This is a genomic window from Streptomyces sp. NPDC003023, from assembly GCF_042888225.1.
Lineage (GTDB): Bacteria > Actinomycetota > Actinomycetes > Streptomycetales > Streptomycetaceae > Streptomyces.
Genome location: NZ_JBIAPL010000013.1, coordinates 19,944 through 36,297, shown reverse-complemented (window position 1 = coordinate 36,297; position 16,354 = coordinate 19,944). Strand labels below are relative to the sequence as shown.

14 protein-coding genes are annotated in these 16,354 nt (G+C 71.0%); 12 read left to right on the top strand and 2 right to left on the bottom strand.

The window, feature by feature from the left end:
- Positions 1-66 precede the first annotated feature (66 nt).
- The 3 genes from ilvC (at position 67) to ACFYV1_RS30560 (ending at position 3,178) form a co-directional block, all read left to right on the top strand.
- Positions 67-1,068, top strand: a complete 1,002-nt coding sequence (gene ilvC / locus ACFYV1_RS30570) for a ketol-acid reductoisomerase (protein WP_389398862.1) — start codon at positions 67-69, stop codon at positions 1,066-1,068.
- A 223-nt stretch (positions 1,069-1,291) separates the two neighbouring features.
- Positions 1,292-2,884 carry a phosphoglycerate dehydrogenase gene (gene serA, locus ACFYV1_RS30565; RefSeq protein WP_389398861.1) on the top strand — a complete coding sequence of 531 codons (1,593 nt, stop codon included), beginning with the start codon at positions 1,292-1,294 and terminating at the stop codon, positions 2,882-2,884.
- A gap of 150 nt (positions 2,885-3,034) precedes the next feature.
- Positions 3,035-3,178, top strand: coding sequence for a hypothetical protein (locus ACFYV1_RS30560; RefSeq protein WP_389398860.1), 144 nt, complete (start codon positions 3,035-3,037; stop codon positions 3,176-3,178).
- A 127-nt stretch (positions 3,179-3,305) separates the two neighbouring features.
- Here the strand turns inward: ACFYV1_RS30560 and ACFYV1_RS30555 are convergent, their stop codons facing one another.
- Positions 3,306-4,541, bottom strand: coding sequence for a PucR family transcriptional regulator (locus tag ACFYV1_RS30555; RefSeq protein ID WP_389398859.1), 1,236 nt, complete (start codon positions 4,539-4,541; stop codon positions 3,306-3,308).
- Positions 4,542-4,710: 169 nt separating this feature from the next.
- Between ACFYV1_RS30555 and ACFYV1_RS30550 the strand changes: the two genes are divergently transcribed.
- From ACFYV1_RS30550 to ACFYV1_RS30525, 6 genes are all read left to right on the top strand, one after another.
- Positions 4,711-5,637, top strand: a complete 927-nt coding sequence (locus ACFYV1_RS30550; RefSeq protein WP_389398858.1) for a proline dehydrogenase family protein — start codon at positions 4,711-4,713, stop codon at positions 5,635-5,637.
- A gap of 248 nt (positions 5,638-5,885) precedes the next feature.
- On the top strand, positions 5,886-7,517 hold the full coding sequence (gene pruA, locus ACFYV1_RS30545) for an L-glutamate gamma-semialdehyde dehydrogenase (RefSeq protein ID WP_389398857.1): 1,632 nt from the start codon (positions 5,886-5,888) through the stop codon (positions 7,515-7,517).
- 131 nt (positions 7,518-7,648) lie between these two features.
- A complete protein-coding gene (locus ACFYV1_RS30540; RefSeq protein WP_389398856.1) occupies positions 7,649-8,023 on the top strand; it encodes a hypothetical protein in 375 nt (124 codons plus the stop codon).
- A gap of 263 nt (positions 8,024-8,286) precedes the next feature.
- Complete coding sequence (locus ACFYV1_RS30535) at positions 8,287-8,415, top strand: hypothetical protein (protein WP_389398855.1); 129 nt, start codon at positions 8,287-8,289, stop codon at positions 8,413-8,415.
- Positions 8,416-8,500: 85 nt separating this feature from the next.
- A complete protein-coding gene (locus ACFYV1_RS30530; protein ID WP_389398854.1) occupies positions 8,501-9,571 on the top strand; it encodes a 3-isopropylmalate dehydrogenase in 1,071 nt (356 codons plus the stop codon).
- 259 nt (positions 9,572-9,830) lie between these two features.
- Positions 9,831-10,937: a branched-chain amino acid aminotransferase gene (locus ACFYV1_RS30525; protein ID WP_389398853.1), complete on the top strand. Its 1,107-nt coding sequence runs from the start codon at positions 9,831-9,833 to the stop codon at positions 10,935-10,937.
- Between the two features lie 454 nt (positions 10,938-11,391).
- Here the strand turns inward: ACFYV1_RS30525 and ACFYV1_RS30520 are convergent, their stop codons facing one another.
- On the bottom strand, positions 11,392-12,813 hold the full coding sequence (locus tag ACFYV1_RS30520) for a cytosine permease (protein WP_389398852.1): 1,422 nt from the start codon (positions 12,811-12,813) through the stop codon (positions 11,392-11,394).
- Positions 12,814-12,953: 140 nt separating this feature from the next.
- On the opposite strand from ACFYV1_RS30520, the gene ureA reads away from it, so the two are divergent.
- The 3 genes from ureA to ACFYV1_RS30505 are packed head-to-tail and all read left to right on the top strand — an operon-like array spanning position 12,954 to position 16,349.
- Positions 12,954-13,640, top strand: coding sequence for an urease subunit gamma (ureA, locus tag ACFYV1_RS30515; protein ID WP_389398851.1), 687 nt, complete (start codon positions 12,954-12,956; stop codon positions 13,638-13,640).
- Positions 13,640-15,322 (top strand): urease subunit alpha, encoded by a 1,683-nt coding sequence (locus tag ACFYV1_RS30510; RefSeq protein ID WP_389398850.1) that lies wholly within the window; start codon positions 13,640-13,642, stop codon positions 15,320-15,322. The genes ureA and ACFYV1_RS30510 overlap by 1 nt, the downstream gene beginning before the upstream one ends.
- A gap of 10 nt (positions 15,323-15,332) precedes the next feature.
- Complete coding sequence (locus ACFYV1_RS30505; RefSeq protein ID WP_389398849.1) at positions 15,333-16,349, top strand: agmatine/peptidylarginine deiminase; 1,017 nt, start codon at positions 15,333-15,335, stop codon at positions 16,347-16,349.
- The last annotated feature ends 5 nt before the right edge of the window (positions 16,350-16,354 follow it).

Genomic DNA, 16,354 nt, shown 5'->3' with positions numbered 1-16,354 from the left:
CATCCCGCCGTACGGTGGGACGCAAACTGCGTCATCCCAAGACGTGCACACCAAGGAGATATCCCAGTGGCCGAGCTGTTCTACGACGACGATGCCGACCTGTCCATCATCCAGAACCGCAAGGTCGCGGTCATCGGCTACGGCAGCCAGGGCCACGCCCACGCGCTGTCGCTGCGTGACTCCGGTGTGGACGTCCGCGTCGGTCTGCACGAGGGCTCCAAGTCCAAGGCCAAGGCCGAGGAGCAGGGCCTGCGCGTCGTGACGCCCGCCGAGGCCGCCGCGGAGGCCGACGTCATCATGATCCTCGTCCCGGACCCGATCCAGGCCCAGGTCTACGAGGAGTCGATCAAGGACAACCTGAAGGACGGCGACGCGCTGTTCTTCGGCCACGGCCTCAACGTCCGCTTCGGCTTCATCCAGCCGCCGGCCGGTGTCGACGTCGCCATGGTCGCCCCCAAGGGCCCGGGCCACCTGGTCCGCCGCCAGTACGAGGAGGGCCGCGGCGTTCCCTGCATCGCCGCCGTCGAGCAGGACGCCACGGGCAAGGCCTTCGACCTGGCGCTGTCGTACGCCAAGGGCATCGGCGGCACCCGCGCCGGCGTCATCAAGACGACGTTCAAGGAAGAGACCGAGACCGACCTCTTCGGTGAGCAGGCCGTCCTCTGCGGTGGCACCGCGGCGCTGGTCAAGGCGGGCTTCGAGACCCTGACCGAGGCCGGCTACCAGCCGGAGATCGCGTACTTCGAGTGCCTCCACGAGCTGAAGCTGATCGTGGACCTCATGTACGAGGGCGGCCTGGAGAAGATGCGCTGGTCGGTCTCCGAGACCGCCGAGTGGGGCGACTACGTCACCGGCCCCCGCATCATCACGGACGCCACCAAGGCCGAGATGAAGAAGGTCCTCACCGAGATCCAGGACGGCACCTTCGCCAAGAACTGGATGGACGAGTACCACGGCGGTCTGAAGAAGTACAACGAGTACAAGACCCAGGACTCCGAGCACCTGCTGGAGACCACCGGCAAGGAGCTGCGCAAGCTCATGAGCTGGGTCGACAACGACGAGGCGTGATCCTCAGGGGCGAGGGGGCCGGCACCGGCCCCCTCGCCCCGCCACTTCGTCCAGCCACGGACGAGTGATCCTGCCACCGAGGCGCAAGGCGCACTGCGCGGCACCACTACACTCATCAACACACGCGTCAGGCCCACAGTGTCGTGCGTCTTCCACGCGGCTAGCCCCCTCCACCGCTGCGGCCGTCGGGACGGCCGTCTGCACCGGACATGTGAGGACTCACGTGAGCTCGAAACCTGTCGTACTCATCGCTGAAGAGCTGTCGCCCGCCACCGTCGACGCGCTGGGCCCGGACTTCGAGATCCGGCACTGCAACGGCGCCGACCGCGCGGAGCTCCTGCCCGCCATCGCCGACGTCGACGCGATCCTGGTCCGCTCTGCCACCAAGGTCGACGCGGAGGCCATCGCCGCCGCCAGGAAGCTGCGCGTCGTGGCCCGCGCCGGCGTGGGCCTGGACAACGTGGACGTCTCCGCCGCCACCAAGGCCGGCGTGATGGTCGTCAACGCTCCGACGTCCAACATCGTCACCGCCGCCGAGCTCGCCTGCGGCCTGCTCGTCGCCACCGCGCGCAACATCCCGCAGGCCAACACCGCCCTGAAGAACGGCGAGTGGAAGCGCTCCAAGTACACGGGCGTCGAGCTCAGTGAGAAGACCCTCGGTGTCGTCGGCCTCGGCCGCATCGGCGTCCTGGTCGCGCAGCGCATGTCGGCCTTCGGCATGAAGATCGTCGCGTTCGACCCGTACGTGCAGCCCGCCCGCGCCGCCCAGATGGGTGTCAAGCTGCTCTCGCTCGACGAGCTGCTCGAGGTCTCCGACTTCATCACCGTCCACCTGCCCAAGACCCCCGAGACGCTCGGCCTGATCGGCGACGAGGCGCTCCACAAGGTCAAGCCGGCCGTCCGCATCGTCAACGCCGCACGCGGCGGCATCGTGGACGAGGCGGCGCTGTACTCGGCGCTCAAGGAGGGCCGGGTCGCCGGCGCGGGACTCGACGTGTACGCGAAGGAGCCCTGCACCGACTCCCCGCTGTTCGAGCTGGACCAGGTCGTCTGCACCCCGCACCTCGGGGCGTCCACGGACGAGGCCCAGGAGAAGGCCGGTATCGCCGTCGCCCGCTCGGTGCGCCTCGCGCTCGCCGGTGAGCTCGTGCCCGACGCGGTCAACGTCCAGGGCGGCGTCATCGCCGAGGACGTGCGTCCCGGTCTGCCGCTCGCCGAGAAGCTCGGCCGCATCTTCACCGCTCTCGCGGGTGAGGTCGCGGTCCGTCTCGACGTCGAGGTGTACGGCGAGATCACCCAGCACGACGTCAAGGTGCTCGAACTGTCCGCGCTCAAGGGCGTGTTCGAGGACGTCGTCGACGAGACCGTCTCCTATGTCAACGCGCCGCTGTTCGCGCAGGAGCGCGGTGTCGAGGTCCGCCTGACGACCAGCTCGGAGTCCCCGGACCACCGCAACGTCGTCACCGTGCGCGGCACGCTCTCCGGCGGTGAGGAGATCGCGGTCTCCGGCACGCTGGCGGGCCCCAAGCACCTCCAGAAGATCGTCGCCATCGGCGAGCACGACGTGGATCTGGCCCTCGCCGACCACATGGTCGTCCTGCGCTACGAGGACCGTCCGGGTGTCGTCGGCACCGTCGGCCGCATCCTCGGCGAGGCCGGTCTCAACATCGCCGGCATGCAGGTGTCGCGTGCCGAGGAGGGCGGCGAGGCGCTCGTCGTCCTGACCGTGGACGACACGGTCCCGGCGACCGTGCTCACGGAGATCGCCGAGGAGATCGGCGCGGCGTCCGCCCGTTCGGTCAACCTCACCGACTGACCCGTACGACCCACCGCCCGGCCCCCGGTCGCCCGCCCTGTGCCCGCGACCGGGGGCCGGTGCGCGTCGCCGGGCAGAAGTCGCCCGGGACCGCGACGTTTCCGGGGCGGGCCCGCTGGCTCCCTGTGGCGCCTGAGCCCGGAGATCGTGGTGACGGGCGACCAAGTGCCCGCTGTGCGCGACCATCCGGCCAGGTCCGGCGCGAGGGCGCGCGGCATCATCCCGATGCTCATGGGCGGCGAGGAGGCCGACGTCTTCCAGGAGGACGTCGACACGCTGGGCGAATCCGCATGACGCTGATGACGGGCCTGACCGCCCAGTGGACCTTCGACCCGGCGACCGCGATCCGTGGGGGACGAACCCGCCGAGGGGCTGCGGCAGGTGATGAACGCGGCCGAAGGGACTCGGTGGCCCGTCGGTGTCACAGCCGTGCGAGTTTGAGGGCCATGTGCAGCAGCAGCCGGTGTTCGCCGTCGTCGAGATCCAGACCGGTGAGCTGCTCGACGCGCGAGAGGCGGTAGTAGAGCGTCTGGCGGTGGATGCCGAGTGCCGCCGCCGTGCGGCCCGCCTGGCCCGCGGAGTCGAGGAACACCTCGGCGGTGCGGGCCAGTTCCGTGTGCGAAGGGGCCAGCAGATCCCGCACCGCCGGGTCGTCGGCCGTGTCCGCGGGAAGGGCCGTCAGCAGACGGTACGGCCCGAGGTCCGGCCACCGGGCGACCGGCCCCAGCCGGGACTCCGCCCGCGCGGCCCGCGCGGCCGACACCGCCTCCCGCCAGGCACTGCCGAGCTCCCCCAGACCGCGGCGCGGCGCGGCCAGTCCCGCCGCGGCGCCGGCCGGCTGCCGGGCCGCGCCCGCGCCGCCGGCCGTCCGCGGGCCCTCGGCGCCGACGACGGCGCCACCCGCCGCGGCCGCACTCAGCCGGGCCGCGACGGTCTTGGCGGGGGAGGGGTTGCCGGCCGAGCGCAGCCGGACCAGCGCGGCCACGGCGTCCGGGCCGACGGGTGCGTCGGGCCCGGGGGCCGTCGAGGCCGGCAGGGGCAGGGTGCACAGTGCCGCCGTGCCGGGCAGGGACCGTACCGACGGAGCGTCCTGCGCGGTCCACGGCATCACGCACACCAGGATGTGCAGTCCCTCCGCGCCCGCGCCCAGTCCCGTGCTCAGCTCGGCCACCGCCATGTCGTACTGCCAGCCACGCTCCGCCGCGAGCGCCGCCCGCAGTTCACGGGAGAGGTCGGCGCCGACTCGTTCCTCGTCCGCGAGGAGCGTGCCGATCCGGTCCGCGACCTCCATCGCGGCGGTCAGCTGGGCCGCCGACGGCCCCGGCCGCGCGTCGAGCAGCCACACGTACCCGAGCGCGACTCCGTGGTGCCGCACGGGCAGACAGATCCGGTCACGGTAGACGCCGGCCTCCGGCGTGGCGGGGATACGGACCGGCCCTGTCGCGCGGGTGATGCCGAAGCCCTCGAACCAGGCGCGCACCGCCGGAGTGGACTTCCGGGTCAGGATCGAACGGGTCCGTACGGGGTCCATCGCCGTGTCGTCGTCGCTGTCGTGCGCGCCGAAGGCGATCAGTCCGAAATCGCGGTTCTCCAGCGTCGCGGGTGTCGCCAGCAGTGCGGAGATCTCGTCGACGAGGTCCTGGTAGTCGCCCTTCACCCCGCCATTCTCGCACCTCTCAGACATATGTCTGAGATCCGGGACACGGATGCGTGACAGCTGTCGATGGCAGGGGCTCGGCGCGATCCTTAGTTTCAGGGTGGTTCTTCGTGCCGTTTCCGGACCGTTCGGTTTCGGCCACTTCAACACCTGTTCCGTGGAGGTGCCCGTGCTGGGTCCCGTGATCCTCGCCGCATCGCGCAGCGACAAGATGCGCCGCTTCGTGTCCGCCGCACCGGGGACCAAGCAGGTCGTCGCCCGGTTCATCGCCGGCGAGACGGTCGAGCAGGTCGTCCCCGTCGTCAAGGACGCCGCCGCCAAGGGCCTCGAGGTCACCCTCGATGTCGTCGGCGAGGACATCACCACACGCGAGCAGGCCGCGGCCGCCCGCGACGCCTACCTCGAGCTGATCGAGCACCTGGCGGGCCTCGGGCTCGGCACGAAGGCCGAGATGTCGGTCAAGCTGTCGATGTTCGGCCAGGCACTGGAGGGCGGGCACGAGCTCGCGCTGTCCAATGTCCGCCCCGTCGTCGAGGCCGCCGCGGCCATCGGCACGACGGTTACGCTGGATGCCGAGGACCACACCACCCTCGACTCGATGTTTGCCATTCACGAGGAGCTCCGCAAGGACTTCCCCCAGACCGGCTGTGTGATCCAGGCCTACCTGTTCCGCACCGAGGACGACGCCCGCCGGCTCGCTGACGCCGGCAGTCGCGTCCGCATCGTGAAGGGCGCGTACAAGGAGCCCGCCTCCGTCGCGTACCAGGACAAGGCCGAGATCGACAAGGCGTACGTGCGCGTCCTCAGGATCCTGATGGAGGGCGACGGCTACCCGATGATCGGGTCGCACGACCCGCGCCTGATCGCCATCACCCAGGACCTGGCCCACCGCGCCGGGCGCAAGCTCGACGAGTACGAGTTCCAGATGCTGTACGGCATCCGAAGCGACGAGCACGTCAGGCTCGCCGCAGAGGGCCACCGGATGCGCGTCTACACCGCGTACGGCACCGACTGGTACGGCTACTTCATGCGCCGCCTCGCCGAGAAGCCGGCCAACCTGCTCTTCTTCCTCCGCTCGATGATCACAAGAGGGTGACCGGTGGTTGTCGCCTTTCCAGGTGCATCCTGGGAAGCGACAACCACCGCTCTCCGCCCGGCTGCGCCGGACCCGTTCCGATCTGTTTCCCGAAGGAGCAACGGAACCCGTGACTCCGCCCCTTGAGGCTTCTCGGTCACTCGCCGAAGCGAGCTCGTGACGGTCAAGCCCTGACCGCAGCCCAACATACGTACAGGACTTCAGTTCCTCCCGGCTGAAGTCGGCACATCACTCGGAAGAGGTAACCCATGGACGCTGTGACCCAGGTCCCCGCCCCGGTCAACGAGCCGGTGCACGGCTACGCCCCCGGCTCGCCCGAGCGCATCCGCCTCGAAGCCAAGCTCAAGGAGCTGGCAGAGAACCCGATCGAGCTGCCGATGACGATCGGCGGAGTGAAGCGGATGGGCGGCGGCGAGCGCGTCGACGTCGTGCAGCCGCACAACCACAAGGCCGTCATCGGCACCTTCGCCGCCGCCACCCAGCAGGACGCGCAGGACGCGATCGACGCCGCCCTCGCCGCCGCGCCCGCGTGGCGCGCGATGTCCTTCGACGACCGCGCCGCGATCATCCTGCGCGCCGCGGAGCTGCTGTCCGGCCCGTGGCGCGAGACGCTGGCCGCCTCCACCATGCTCGGCCAGTCGAAGACCGCCCAGCAGGCCGAGATCGACACCCCCTGCGAGCTCATCGACTTCTGGCGCTTCAACGTCAAGTACGCCCGCGACATCCTGGCCGAGCAGCCCCCGGCCAACTCGCCGGGCGTGTGGAACCGCATGGACCACCGCCCGCTCGAGGGCTTCGTCTACGCGATCACCCCGTTCAACTTCACCGCCATCGCCGGCAACCTGCCGACCGCGCCCGCCCTGATGGGCAACGTCGTCGTCTGGAAGCCGTCCCCGACGCAGACCCACGCCGCCGTGCTGCTGATGCAGCTCCTGGAGGAGGCCGGTCTGCCCAAGGGCGTCATCAACCTGGTGACCGGAGACGGCATCGCCGTCTCCGAGGTGGCCCTCGAGCACCCGATGCTCGCCGGCATCCACTTCACCGGTTCGACCCGCACCTTCCAGCACCTGTGGAAGACGGTCGGCAACAACATCGAGAAGTACCGTTCCTACCCGCGGATCGTCGGCGAGACCGGCGGCAAGGACTTCGTCGTCGCCCACCCGAGCGCCGACCGCGCCATCCTCAAGACGGCGCTGACCCGCGGCTCGTTCGAGTTCCAGGGCCAGAAGTGCTCCGCGTCCTCGCGCGCGTACGTCCCCGCCTCGATCTGGAACTCCGGTTTCAAGGAGGAGTTCGCCGCCGAGGTCGACGCCATCCGGATGGGTGACGTCACCGACCTGACGAACTTCATCGGCGCCGTCATCGACGAGCGTGCGTTCGCGAAGAACAAGGCCGCGATCGACCGGGCGAAGTCCGACCCGACCTGCACGGTCGTCGCCGGCGGCAGCTACGACGACTCCACGGGCTACTTCGTCCGCCCGACCGTCATCGAGTGCTCCGACGCCGACAACGAGGTCTTCACGACCGAGTACTTCGGCCCGATCCTCGCCGTCCATGTCTACGAGGACGACAAGTACGAGGAGATGCTGGAGCAGATGGAGTCGGTGTCGGCGTACGCGCTGACCGGCTCGATCATCGCCGGCGACCGTGCCGCGGCGGCCGACGCCATGGAGAAGCTCCGCTACGCGGCGGGCAACTTCTACATCAACGACAAGTCGACCGGCGCCGTCGTCGGCCAGCAGCCCTTCGGCGGCGGCCGCGCCTCCGGCACCAACGACAAGGCCGGCGCCCCGCAGAACCTGATGCGCTGGACGCTGACCCGCGCCATCAAGGAGACGCTGGTCCCGCCGACGGACTACACGTACCCGCACATGGGCTGACCGACAGGTCGCCCCCAGGCTCCGCCCCCGTCCCGGCCCCCACGCCGCAACGGGGGCGGCTCCATGTGCGCGGCGGAACGGGCTTGACGAGGGCTCAGTTTGCGGCGGCGTATGCCGGATACCCGAGACGCATGGCTGAGACCAAGAAGAACACGACCAGGGCACGTACGACCGGCAACGCCGGAACGCGAGCGGCACGTCGGGCCGAGGAGACGGCGACGGACGCCGGCCGGCAGACGGTGGGGTCCGTGCGCGACATCGGCGACGCCACCACCCGGAAGGCGGCCGCCGCCGCGAGGACCGTCCGGCGCACAGCCGTCTCCGCGGCGGAGACGGCCGCGGGCCGGGCCGGCGTGGTCTGGTCCCTGGTGAAGGCACGCAAGGCGGTGGTGGCCGGGGCGGGTACGGGGGTGGCCACCGCGGTCGTCGGCTCGTACGCGCTCGGCCGCCGCGTCGGCCTCCGGCAGCGCGGGCCGCTGTCCCGCCTCACGGGCGGCAGGCTCTGAACGACGGACGACAGGACTCGGCCGCACCTCGCCGGCCCCCGCGAGGTGCGGCCGCGGTGATCGCGTCTCAGATAGTAGGAAGTCCGAGTAATTGTGGAGACAGAGCGGCCGAGCTGTCCTAACTTTGTAGAAGCCGAACGTCTCGCTCGATCCAGCGAATGGCGGCCGTGAGTCCGTGCCCCCTGGCAGGCAATCCCTGCGGCACCACTCCCCGCCCCTTCCGGCGCCTCGAAATCTCTTCTGATCTCAAGGAGTCGATCACCATGACCGCTGTGACCGTCCGCCGAGTCCGCCACGCCTCCCGCACCGGCGAGTCCGACCGCAAGAACGCCGCCGCCGCCCTGCAGCGCGCCCTCGACCGCCGTGACAACGGCGGCTCCACCGGCCACTGACGACCACCGGCCCCGTCCCACCCATGGCAAGTCCACATGATGGACGTCTCATGTCATTGGATGGGACGGGGAGTAGGGTGCCGACATGTCACGCAGCATCAATCTCGCAGTTGTCCCCGGTGACGGCATCGGCCAGGAGGTCGTGGCGCAGGGCCTGAAGGTCCTTGCCGCGGTCCTGCCTGAGGATGTGAAGCTGGAGACCAAGGAGTACGACCTCGGCGCCCAGCGCTGGCACCGCACCGGAGAGACACTCCCCGACGCGGAGCTCGACTCCCTCAAGGGCCACGACGCCATCCTCCTCGGCGCCATCGGCGACCCGTCGGTGCCGTCCGGTGTGCTGGAGCGCGGTCTGCTGCTGAAGCTGCGGTTCGCCTTCGACCACTACGTGAACCTGCGTCCGTCGAAGCTGTTCCCGGGCACGGCCACCCCGCTGGCCGGCCGCCCGGACATCGACTTCGTCGTCGTCCGCGAGGGCACCGAGGGCCCGTACACGGGCAACGGCGGCTCCCTGCGCACCGGCACGCCCGCGGAGGTCGCCACCGAGGTCAGCCTCAACACCGCGTACGGCGTGGAGCGCGTCGTCCGCGACGCGTACGAGCGCGCAGCCTCCCGCCCCCGCAAGAAGCTGACGCTCGTGCACAAGAACAACGTTCTCGTGTACGCGGGCCACATGTGGAAGAACATCTTCGACCGGGTCGGCCAGGAGTACCCCCAGGTCACCACCGACTATCTGCACGTCGACGCCGCGACGATCTTCTTCGTCACCCAGCCGGAGCGCTTCGACGTCATCGTCACCGACAACCTCTTCGGTGACATCCTCACCGACCTCGCCGCCGCCGTGACCGGCGGCATCGGCCTGGCCGCCTCGGGCAACATCAACCCGACCGGTGAGTTCCCGTCGATGTTCGAGCCCGTGCACGGCTCCGCGCCCGACATCGCGGGCACCGGCAAGGCCGACCCCACCGCGACCGTGCTCTCCGTCGCCCTGCTGCTGCGGCACCTCGGACACGAGAACGAGGCCGTCCGCATCGAGGACGCGGTCGCCGCCGACCTTGCGGAGCTCCCCCGTAGCCCCTCGGGCACGGGAGGGGCCCCCAACGCCGTCCGCACGACGGACGAGATCGGCGACGCGCTCGCGGTACGAGTAGCGAGCTGACCCGCCGGAAGTCGATTCCGGGGGCGTCCCCGGACACCCCCTGAAGCCGCCGGGTCGCATCCCACACCGCGCCCGGCGGCTTTTGCTGTGCGGCCTCCGGGTGCCACCATCGAACCTGGGCCGCATTCACGCCGTTCCATGCACGGTCACCCACGCGCGATAATCGAACGTGGACCGTGATGCCAGGCGATGCTCGGACGTCCAAGCAGTCGACGTGAGCGCGGTCCGTCACAGACAACCGGTGAAGGACACTGCACTCATGACGACGCCCACGATCGAGCTCAAGCCCTCCTCGAACCCGCTGTCCGACGCGGAGCGCGAGGCGATCCTGGCCAACCCGGGATTCGGCCGCCACTTCACCGACCACATGGTCATGATCAAGTGGACGGAGGGGCGTGGCTGGCACGACGGCCAGCTCGTTCCGTACGGGCCGCTGTCCATGGACCCCGCCAACATGACCCTGCACTACGCGCAGGAGATCTTCGAGGGGCTCAAGGCCTACCGCCGTCCGGACGGCTCCGTCGCCACCTTCCGCCCCGAGGCCAACGCCGAGCGCTTCCAGCGCTCCGCCCGCAGGCTCGCGATGCCCGAGCTGCCGGCCGACACCTTCATCGCCGCCTGTGACGCCCTGGTCCAGCAGGACAAGGCATGGGTTCCGGCGCACGGCGGCGAGGAGTCGCTCTACCTGCGCCCGTTCATGATCGCGACCGAGGTCGGCCTCGGTGTGAAGCCGGCCAACGAGTACCTCTTCCTCGTCATCGCCTCCCCGGCCGGCGCCTACTTCCCCGGCGGCGTGAAGCCCGTCTCGATCTGGCTGTCCGAGGACCGGGTCCGCGCCGTCCCCGGCGGCATGGGAGATGCCAAGACCGGCGGCAACTACGCCGCGTCGCTGCTCGCGCAGGCCGAGGCCGCGCAGAGGGGCTGCGCCCAGGTCGCCTACCTCGACGCCGTCGAGCACAAGTGGGTCGAGGAGCTGGGTGGCATGAACCTCTACTTCGTCTACGAGACCGGCTCCGGCGGCGACCTCAAGATCGTCACTCCCGAGCTCACCGGCTCGCTGCTCGCGGGCATCACCCGCGACTCGCTCCTCACCCTGGCCAAGGACCTCGGCTACGGCTCGGAGGAGGGCCGCATCTCCATCGACCAGTGGCAGGCCGACACGGAGAACGGCACCCTCAAGGAGGTCTTCGCCTGCGGCACGGCCGCGGTGATCACCCCGGTCGGCACGGTCAAGAGCGCCCGTGGCGAGTGGGAGCAGTCCGGGGGCGAGCCGGGTGAGGTCACGATGAAGCTCCGCGAGGCGCTGCTCGACATCCAGACCGGCAAGGCGGCCGACGTCCACGGCTGGTCCCACGAACTGGCCTGACCCAGGGGCAGGTGCGATTGCGACGCCTCGGGCTCCGGTCCCGCTCTCCTTGGAGCCCGGCCGGCGTTCGAGGCCACCGCGCGAAGCGCGGTACACCAACCGCCAGGGCGGTACAGCGGCCCGGCCCCCCGAAACACCGCGCGCAGCGCGGTGAACGGGTCCGGGCGAAGCCGCCACGCGGCGGAGCCGCAAAGTGGTGCAGCAGGAGGGGGCGGGTAGGGGACTGGCCCGCGCAGCGGCCCCGGCGCCGCCCCGCGTCACCGCACCCCGGGCGCGGTCCCGCGTCACTGCCGTAGTGCGCGGCGGCCCGGGCGTGGTCCGGGGCCGCCGCCGCAGGCGGGCAGTGGTCCCGGCGGCCCGGGGGCGGTTCGGTGCCACTGCCGTAGTGCGCGGCGGCCCGGGGGCGGTCCGGCGTCACCGCCGTAGTGCGCGGCGGCCCCGGCGCGGCCCCGCGTCACCGCACCGCAGGCTCCCGCACGGCGGCCCCTGACCCCGCCCCCACCCTCCGCACCGCGAGCGCCGCGTACACGACACCCCCCACCAGCCCCGACAGCACGAAGCTGCAGTCCACCCCGCCGGTCAGCGCGAGCAGAGGGCCCTCGTACAGCGGGGTGGAGACGGCGGCCAGCCCCACCGCGGCGCCGAGCGCCCACGAGAGCGTGGCCCGCGGATTCCAGCCGGCACGGAACCAGTACACGCCGCCCCGCGCGCGGCGGTTGTAGACCTGCAGCGCCTCCGCGTCGTAGGAGCCGCCGCAGCGGACGTGCGTCATCAGGGTGATGACGGCCCAGGGCGTGCCGACCGCCGTGAGCAGCAGGACGAACGAGGTCATCGCCGACTGGGCGTCCCACACGAAGTGGCCGAGGAAGACGAACGCGGTCGCCACCGCCGCCACCACCACGGTGGCCCGGGTGCGGGTCGCGCGCGGCAGGATCGCGTCGAGGTCGAGGCCCATCGAGTACAGCATCAGTCCCGCGTTGCCCACGGAGCCGGCCGCGGCGGCGACCAGCAGCGGGACCAGGTACCAGGCCGGAGAGGCGGCGACCAGCGGTTCGGCGTAGTCCAGTCCGGCGCGGGCCGCCAGCGCCGTGTACGTACCGAAGAGCTGGGGCACGAGCAGTCCGGCGACAAGGCCGAGGCAGGTGGCGCCGAGTACCCGGCGGGAGCTGTGGCGCAGCGGCGAGATGTAGCGGGTGTAGTCGCCGAGGAGGGTGATGAAGGCGATCGGCCCGCTGAGCCCGGCGGCCACGGCGGACAGTACCCAGGTCGGCCAGAACGAGCCGAGCAGGTACGGGGTGTCCGGCGGCGCGGCCGTGGTCAGGTCGGGTGCGTAGGCGACGACACCCAGCAGCAGGAGTCCGGTCATGCCGACGGCGAGGATCTTGCTGAGCCGCAGCAGCAGCCGGTAGCCGTACACGGCGCCCACGACGGTGCAGGCGGCGAGCAGCGCGTAGACGAGGGTGTGGGCGAGGCCGCCGGTGGGCAGTCCGGCGAGCCGCGCCAGCGTGCCGATCACCACGTCGCCGCCGATCCACAGCGTCAGGGCGGTGTAGCCGAGCGAGAGCAGCAGGCCGACGACGGACCCCACGAGCCGGCCGCGCACCCCGAAGGCCGCACCGCTGGATGTGGACAGATTGGTCGCGGTGCGCAGGGAGACGAGCGCCAGCGGGGCGGTGACGGCCACGCCGACGATCGTGCCGGCGACGACGGAGGTGACGGACGGCCACAGGCCGAGCCCGAAGGAGACCGGGAGCCAGCCGAAGACGATCACGCCCAGGCAGAGGTTCGATCCCAGCAGGATGGCGACGAGGTCGCGCGGAGTGCTGGTGCGCTCCGCTTCGGGGACGGTGTCGACTCCGCGCTGTTCCACCGGCATGGGCTGCCCCTGTTCCTTGTGGTTTGAGTGACGCTCTAATTGAGTGCTGCTCAATGTGAGCCATGCCTCGTGTGAAGTCAATGGTTTCGATCCGAGAGGGGCATTGTTAGAGTGACACTCAAATCTGGAGGTGTGGTGACGTGCGACTGACCCCGACCGAGCGCGACCGGCTGCTGCTGTTCGGCGCCGCCGAGCTGGCACGGGCACGCAGGGCCCGGGGCCTGCGGCTCAACGTGCCGGAGGCGACCGCGCTCATAGCCGACACCGTCTGCGAGGCGGCCCGCGACGGACGCAGGCTCGCAGAGGCGATCGAGGCCGCGCGCTCGGTGCTCGGACCCGACGACGTCCTGCCGGGCGTCGCGGACGTGGTGACCGAGGTCCATGTGGAGGCCGTCTTCGACGACGGGTCCCGTCTCGCGGTCGTGTCCGACCCGATCGGCGGCGGGGGACTGGGTGAGCGGGCACCGGGAGCGGTACTGCCCGCGCCGCCGCACGAGGAGGCCGCACCCGCGCTGCGGCTGACGGTGCGCAACACCGCGACCGTGCCCGTCAGCGTCACCTCGCACTTCCACTTCTTCGAGGCGAACCCGCGGCTCCGCTTCGATCGCGCCGCCTCCTACGGCATGCGCCTCGCCGTCCCGGCAGGCTCCTCGGTCCGCTTCGACCCCGGCGGCGAGGTGGCGGTCGGGCTCGTGCCCATCGGCGGCGACCGGATCGCCATCGGCTTCGCCGGCCTGGTCGACGGCCCGCTGGACGCGCCCGGCGCGAAGGAAGAAGCCCTGCGCAGGGCCGTGGCCTGCGGCTACCTCGGAGCGGAGGAGAACTGATGGACCCGTACGAGTACGCGTCCGTGCACGGGCCCCGCGCCGGGGACCGGGTCGTCCTCGGTGACTCCGGCCTGGTCGTCCGGGTCGAGTCGGACGCGCAGAAGCCCGGCGACGAGTTCCTGGCCGGCTTCGGAAAGACCGCGCGCGACGGCCTGCACCTCAAGGCCGCCGCCGTCCGCGACACCTGCGACGTCGTCATCAGCAACGTGCTGGTCGTCGACGCCGTCCAGGGCATCCGCAAGGTGTCCGTCGGCATCCGGGAAGGCCGTATCCACGCCATCGGGCGCGCCGGGAACCCGGACACCCTCGACGGGGTGGACGTCGTCGTCGGCACCGGCACGTCGATCGTCTCCGGCGAAGGACTGATCGCCACGGCGGGCGCCGTCGACACCCATGTGCACCTGCTCTCCCCGCGGATCATGGAGGCCTCGCTCGCCTCCGGCGTCACCACCGTCATCGGCCAGGAGTTCGGCCCTGTCTGGGGCGTCGGCGTCAACTCGCCCTGGGCACTGAGGCACGCCTTCAACGCGTTCGACGCCTGGCCCGTCAACATCGGTTTCCTCGCCCGCGGTTCCTCCTCCGACCCCGCACCCCTCCTGGAGGCCCTCGCCGAGGGCGGTGCCTCCGGCTTCAAGGTCCACGAGGACATGGGCGCGCACACCAGGGCCCTCGACACCGCGCTGCGGGTCGCCGACGAGCACGACGTCCAGGTCGCGCTGCACAGCGACGGCCTCAACGAATGCCTGTCCGTCGAGGACACCCTGCGGGTCCTCGACGGCCGTACGATCCACGCCTTCCACATCGAGGGCTGCGGCGGCGGGCATGTCCCGAACGTCCTCAAGATGGCCGGCGTCCCCAACGTCATCGGCTCGTCCACCAATCCGACCCTGCCCTTCGGGCGGGACGCCGTCGCCGAGCACTACGGGATGATCGTCTCCGTCCACGACCTCAAGACCGACCTCCCCGGTGACGCGGCCATGGCGCGGGACCGGATCCGCTCCGGGACCATGGGCGCGGAGGACGTGCTGCACGACCTCGGCGCGATCGGCATCACCTCCTCGGACGCGCAGGGCATGGGGCGCGCGGGCGAGACCGTGCGGCGCACCTTCGCCATGGCCGGGAAGATGAAGGCCGAGCTCGGCCCGATGGAAGGCGACGGCGCGCACGACGACAACGCGCGTGTCCTGCGCTACATGGCCAAGCTGACCATCAACCCGGCGATCGCCCACGGACTGGCCCACGAGATCGGTTCCATCGAGGTCGGCAAGATGGCCGACATCGTCCTGTGGCGGCCCGAGTTCTTCGGTGCGAAACCGCAACTGGTGCTCAAGTCCGGGTTCCCCGCGTACGGAGTCACCGGTGACCCGAACGCCGCGACGGACACCTGCGAACCGCTCGTCCTCGGGCCGCAGTTCGGCGCGTACGGGGCGACCCCGGCCGACATCTCGGTCGCCTTCGTGGCGCAGGCCGCGGTGGACCTCGGGTCCGACCTGATGCCGACGCGCCGCCGCCGTGTCGCCGTACGCGGCACACGGGGCATCGGCCCCGGCGACCTGCTGCTCAACTCCCGTGTCGGAGACGTGTCCGTGGACGGCCGCACGGGACTCGTCACGCTCGACGGCGACCCCGTCCGCTCCGAGCCGGCCGAGTCGATCTCCCTCAACCGCCTCTACTTCCTCTGAGGATCCTTCGATGACCTTCCGCATGCCCGCCGAGTGGACCCCGCACGAGCGCACCTGGATGGCCTGGCCGGGCCCGAACCCCACGTTCACCGACGACGCCGAACTCGCCGGGGCCCGCAGCGCATGGGCCTCGGTGGCGCGTGCCGTACGGCGCTTCGAGCCGGTGACCGTCGTCGCCGGTACCGGCCAGTCCGCCTCCGCCCGTGAACTCCTCGGCCCGGACATCGACATCGTCGAACGCGACCTGGACGACGCGTGGATGCGCGACATCGGCCCCACGTTCGTCACCGACGGCTCGCGGCTCGCCGCCGTCGACTGGGTCTTCAACGGCTGGGGCGCGGCGGACTGGGCGCGCTGGGAGCACGACGCCAAGATCGCCCGTCACGTCGCGGACCTCGCAGGCGTCCCCGTGCACCCCTCCCCGCTGGTCAACGAGGGCGGCGCGATCCACGTCGACGGGGAGGGCACCGTCCTGCTCACGGACACGGTGCAGCTCGGCCCGGAGCGCAACCCCGAATGGACCCGCGCCGAGGTCGAGGCGGAGATCCACGCCCGGCTCGGCACGAAGAAGGCGATCTGGCTGCCGCGCGGTCTCACCGGCGACTACGGGATGTACGGCACCCGCGGCCACGTGGACATCGTCGCGGCCTTCGCCCGCCCCGGCGTCGTGGTCGTCCACACCCAGCCCGACCCGTCCCACCCCGACCACGAACCGTGCAAGGCCAACGTCGCCCTGCTCGCCGCCCAGACGGACGCCAAGGGCCGTCGCCTGGAGGTCGTGGAGGTCCCCGCCCCGACGGTCCTCGTCGACGACGAGGGCGAATGGGTCGACTACTCGTACATCAACCACTACATCTGCAACGGCGGTGTGGTGCTGTGCGGCTTCGACGACCCGAGGGACGAGATCGCGGCCGGCATCTTCCGGCGCCTCTTCCCCGAGAGGACCGTGACCCTGGTCGACGCGCGGGCGATCTTCGCCGGCGGAGGCGGCATCCACTGCATCACGCAGCAGCAGCCGAAGGTCTGACCGTG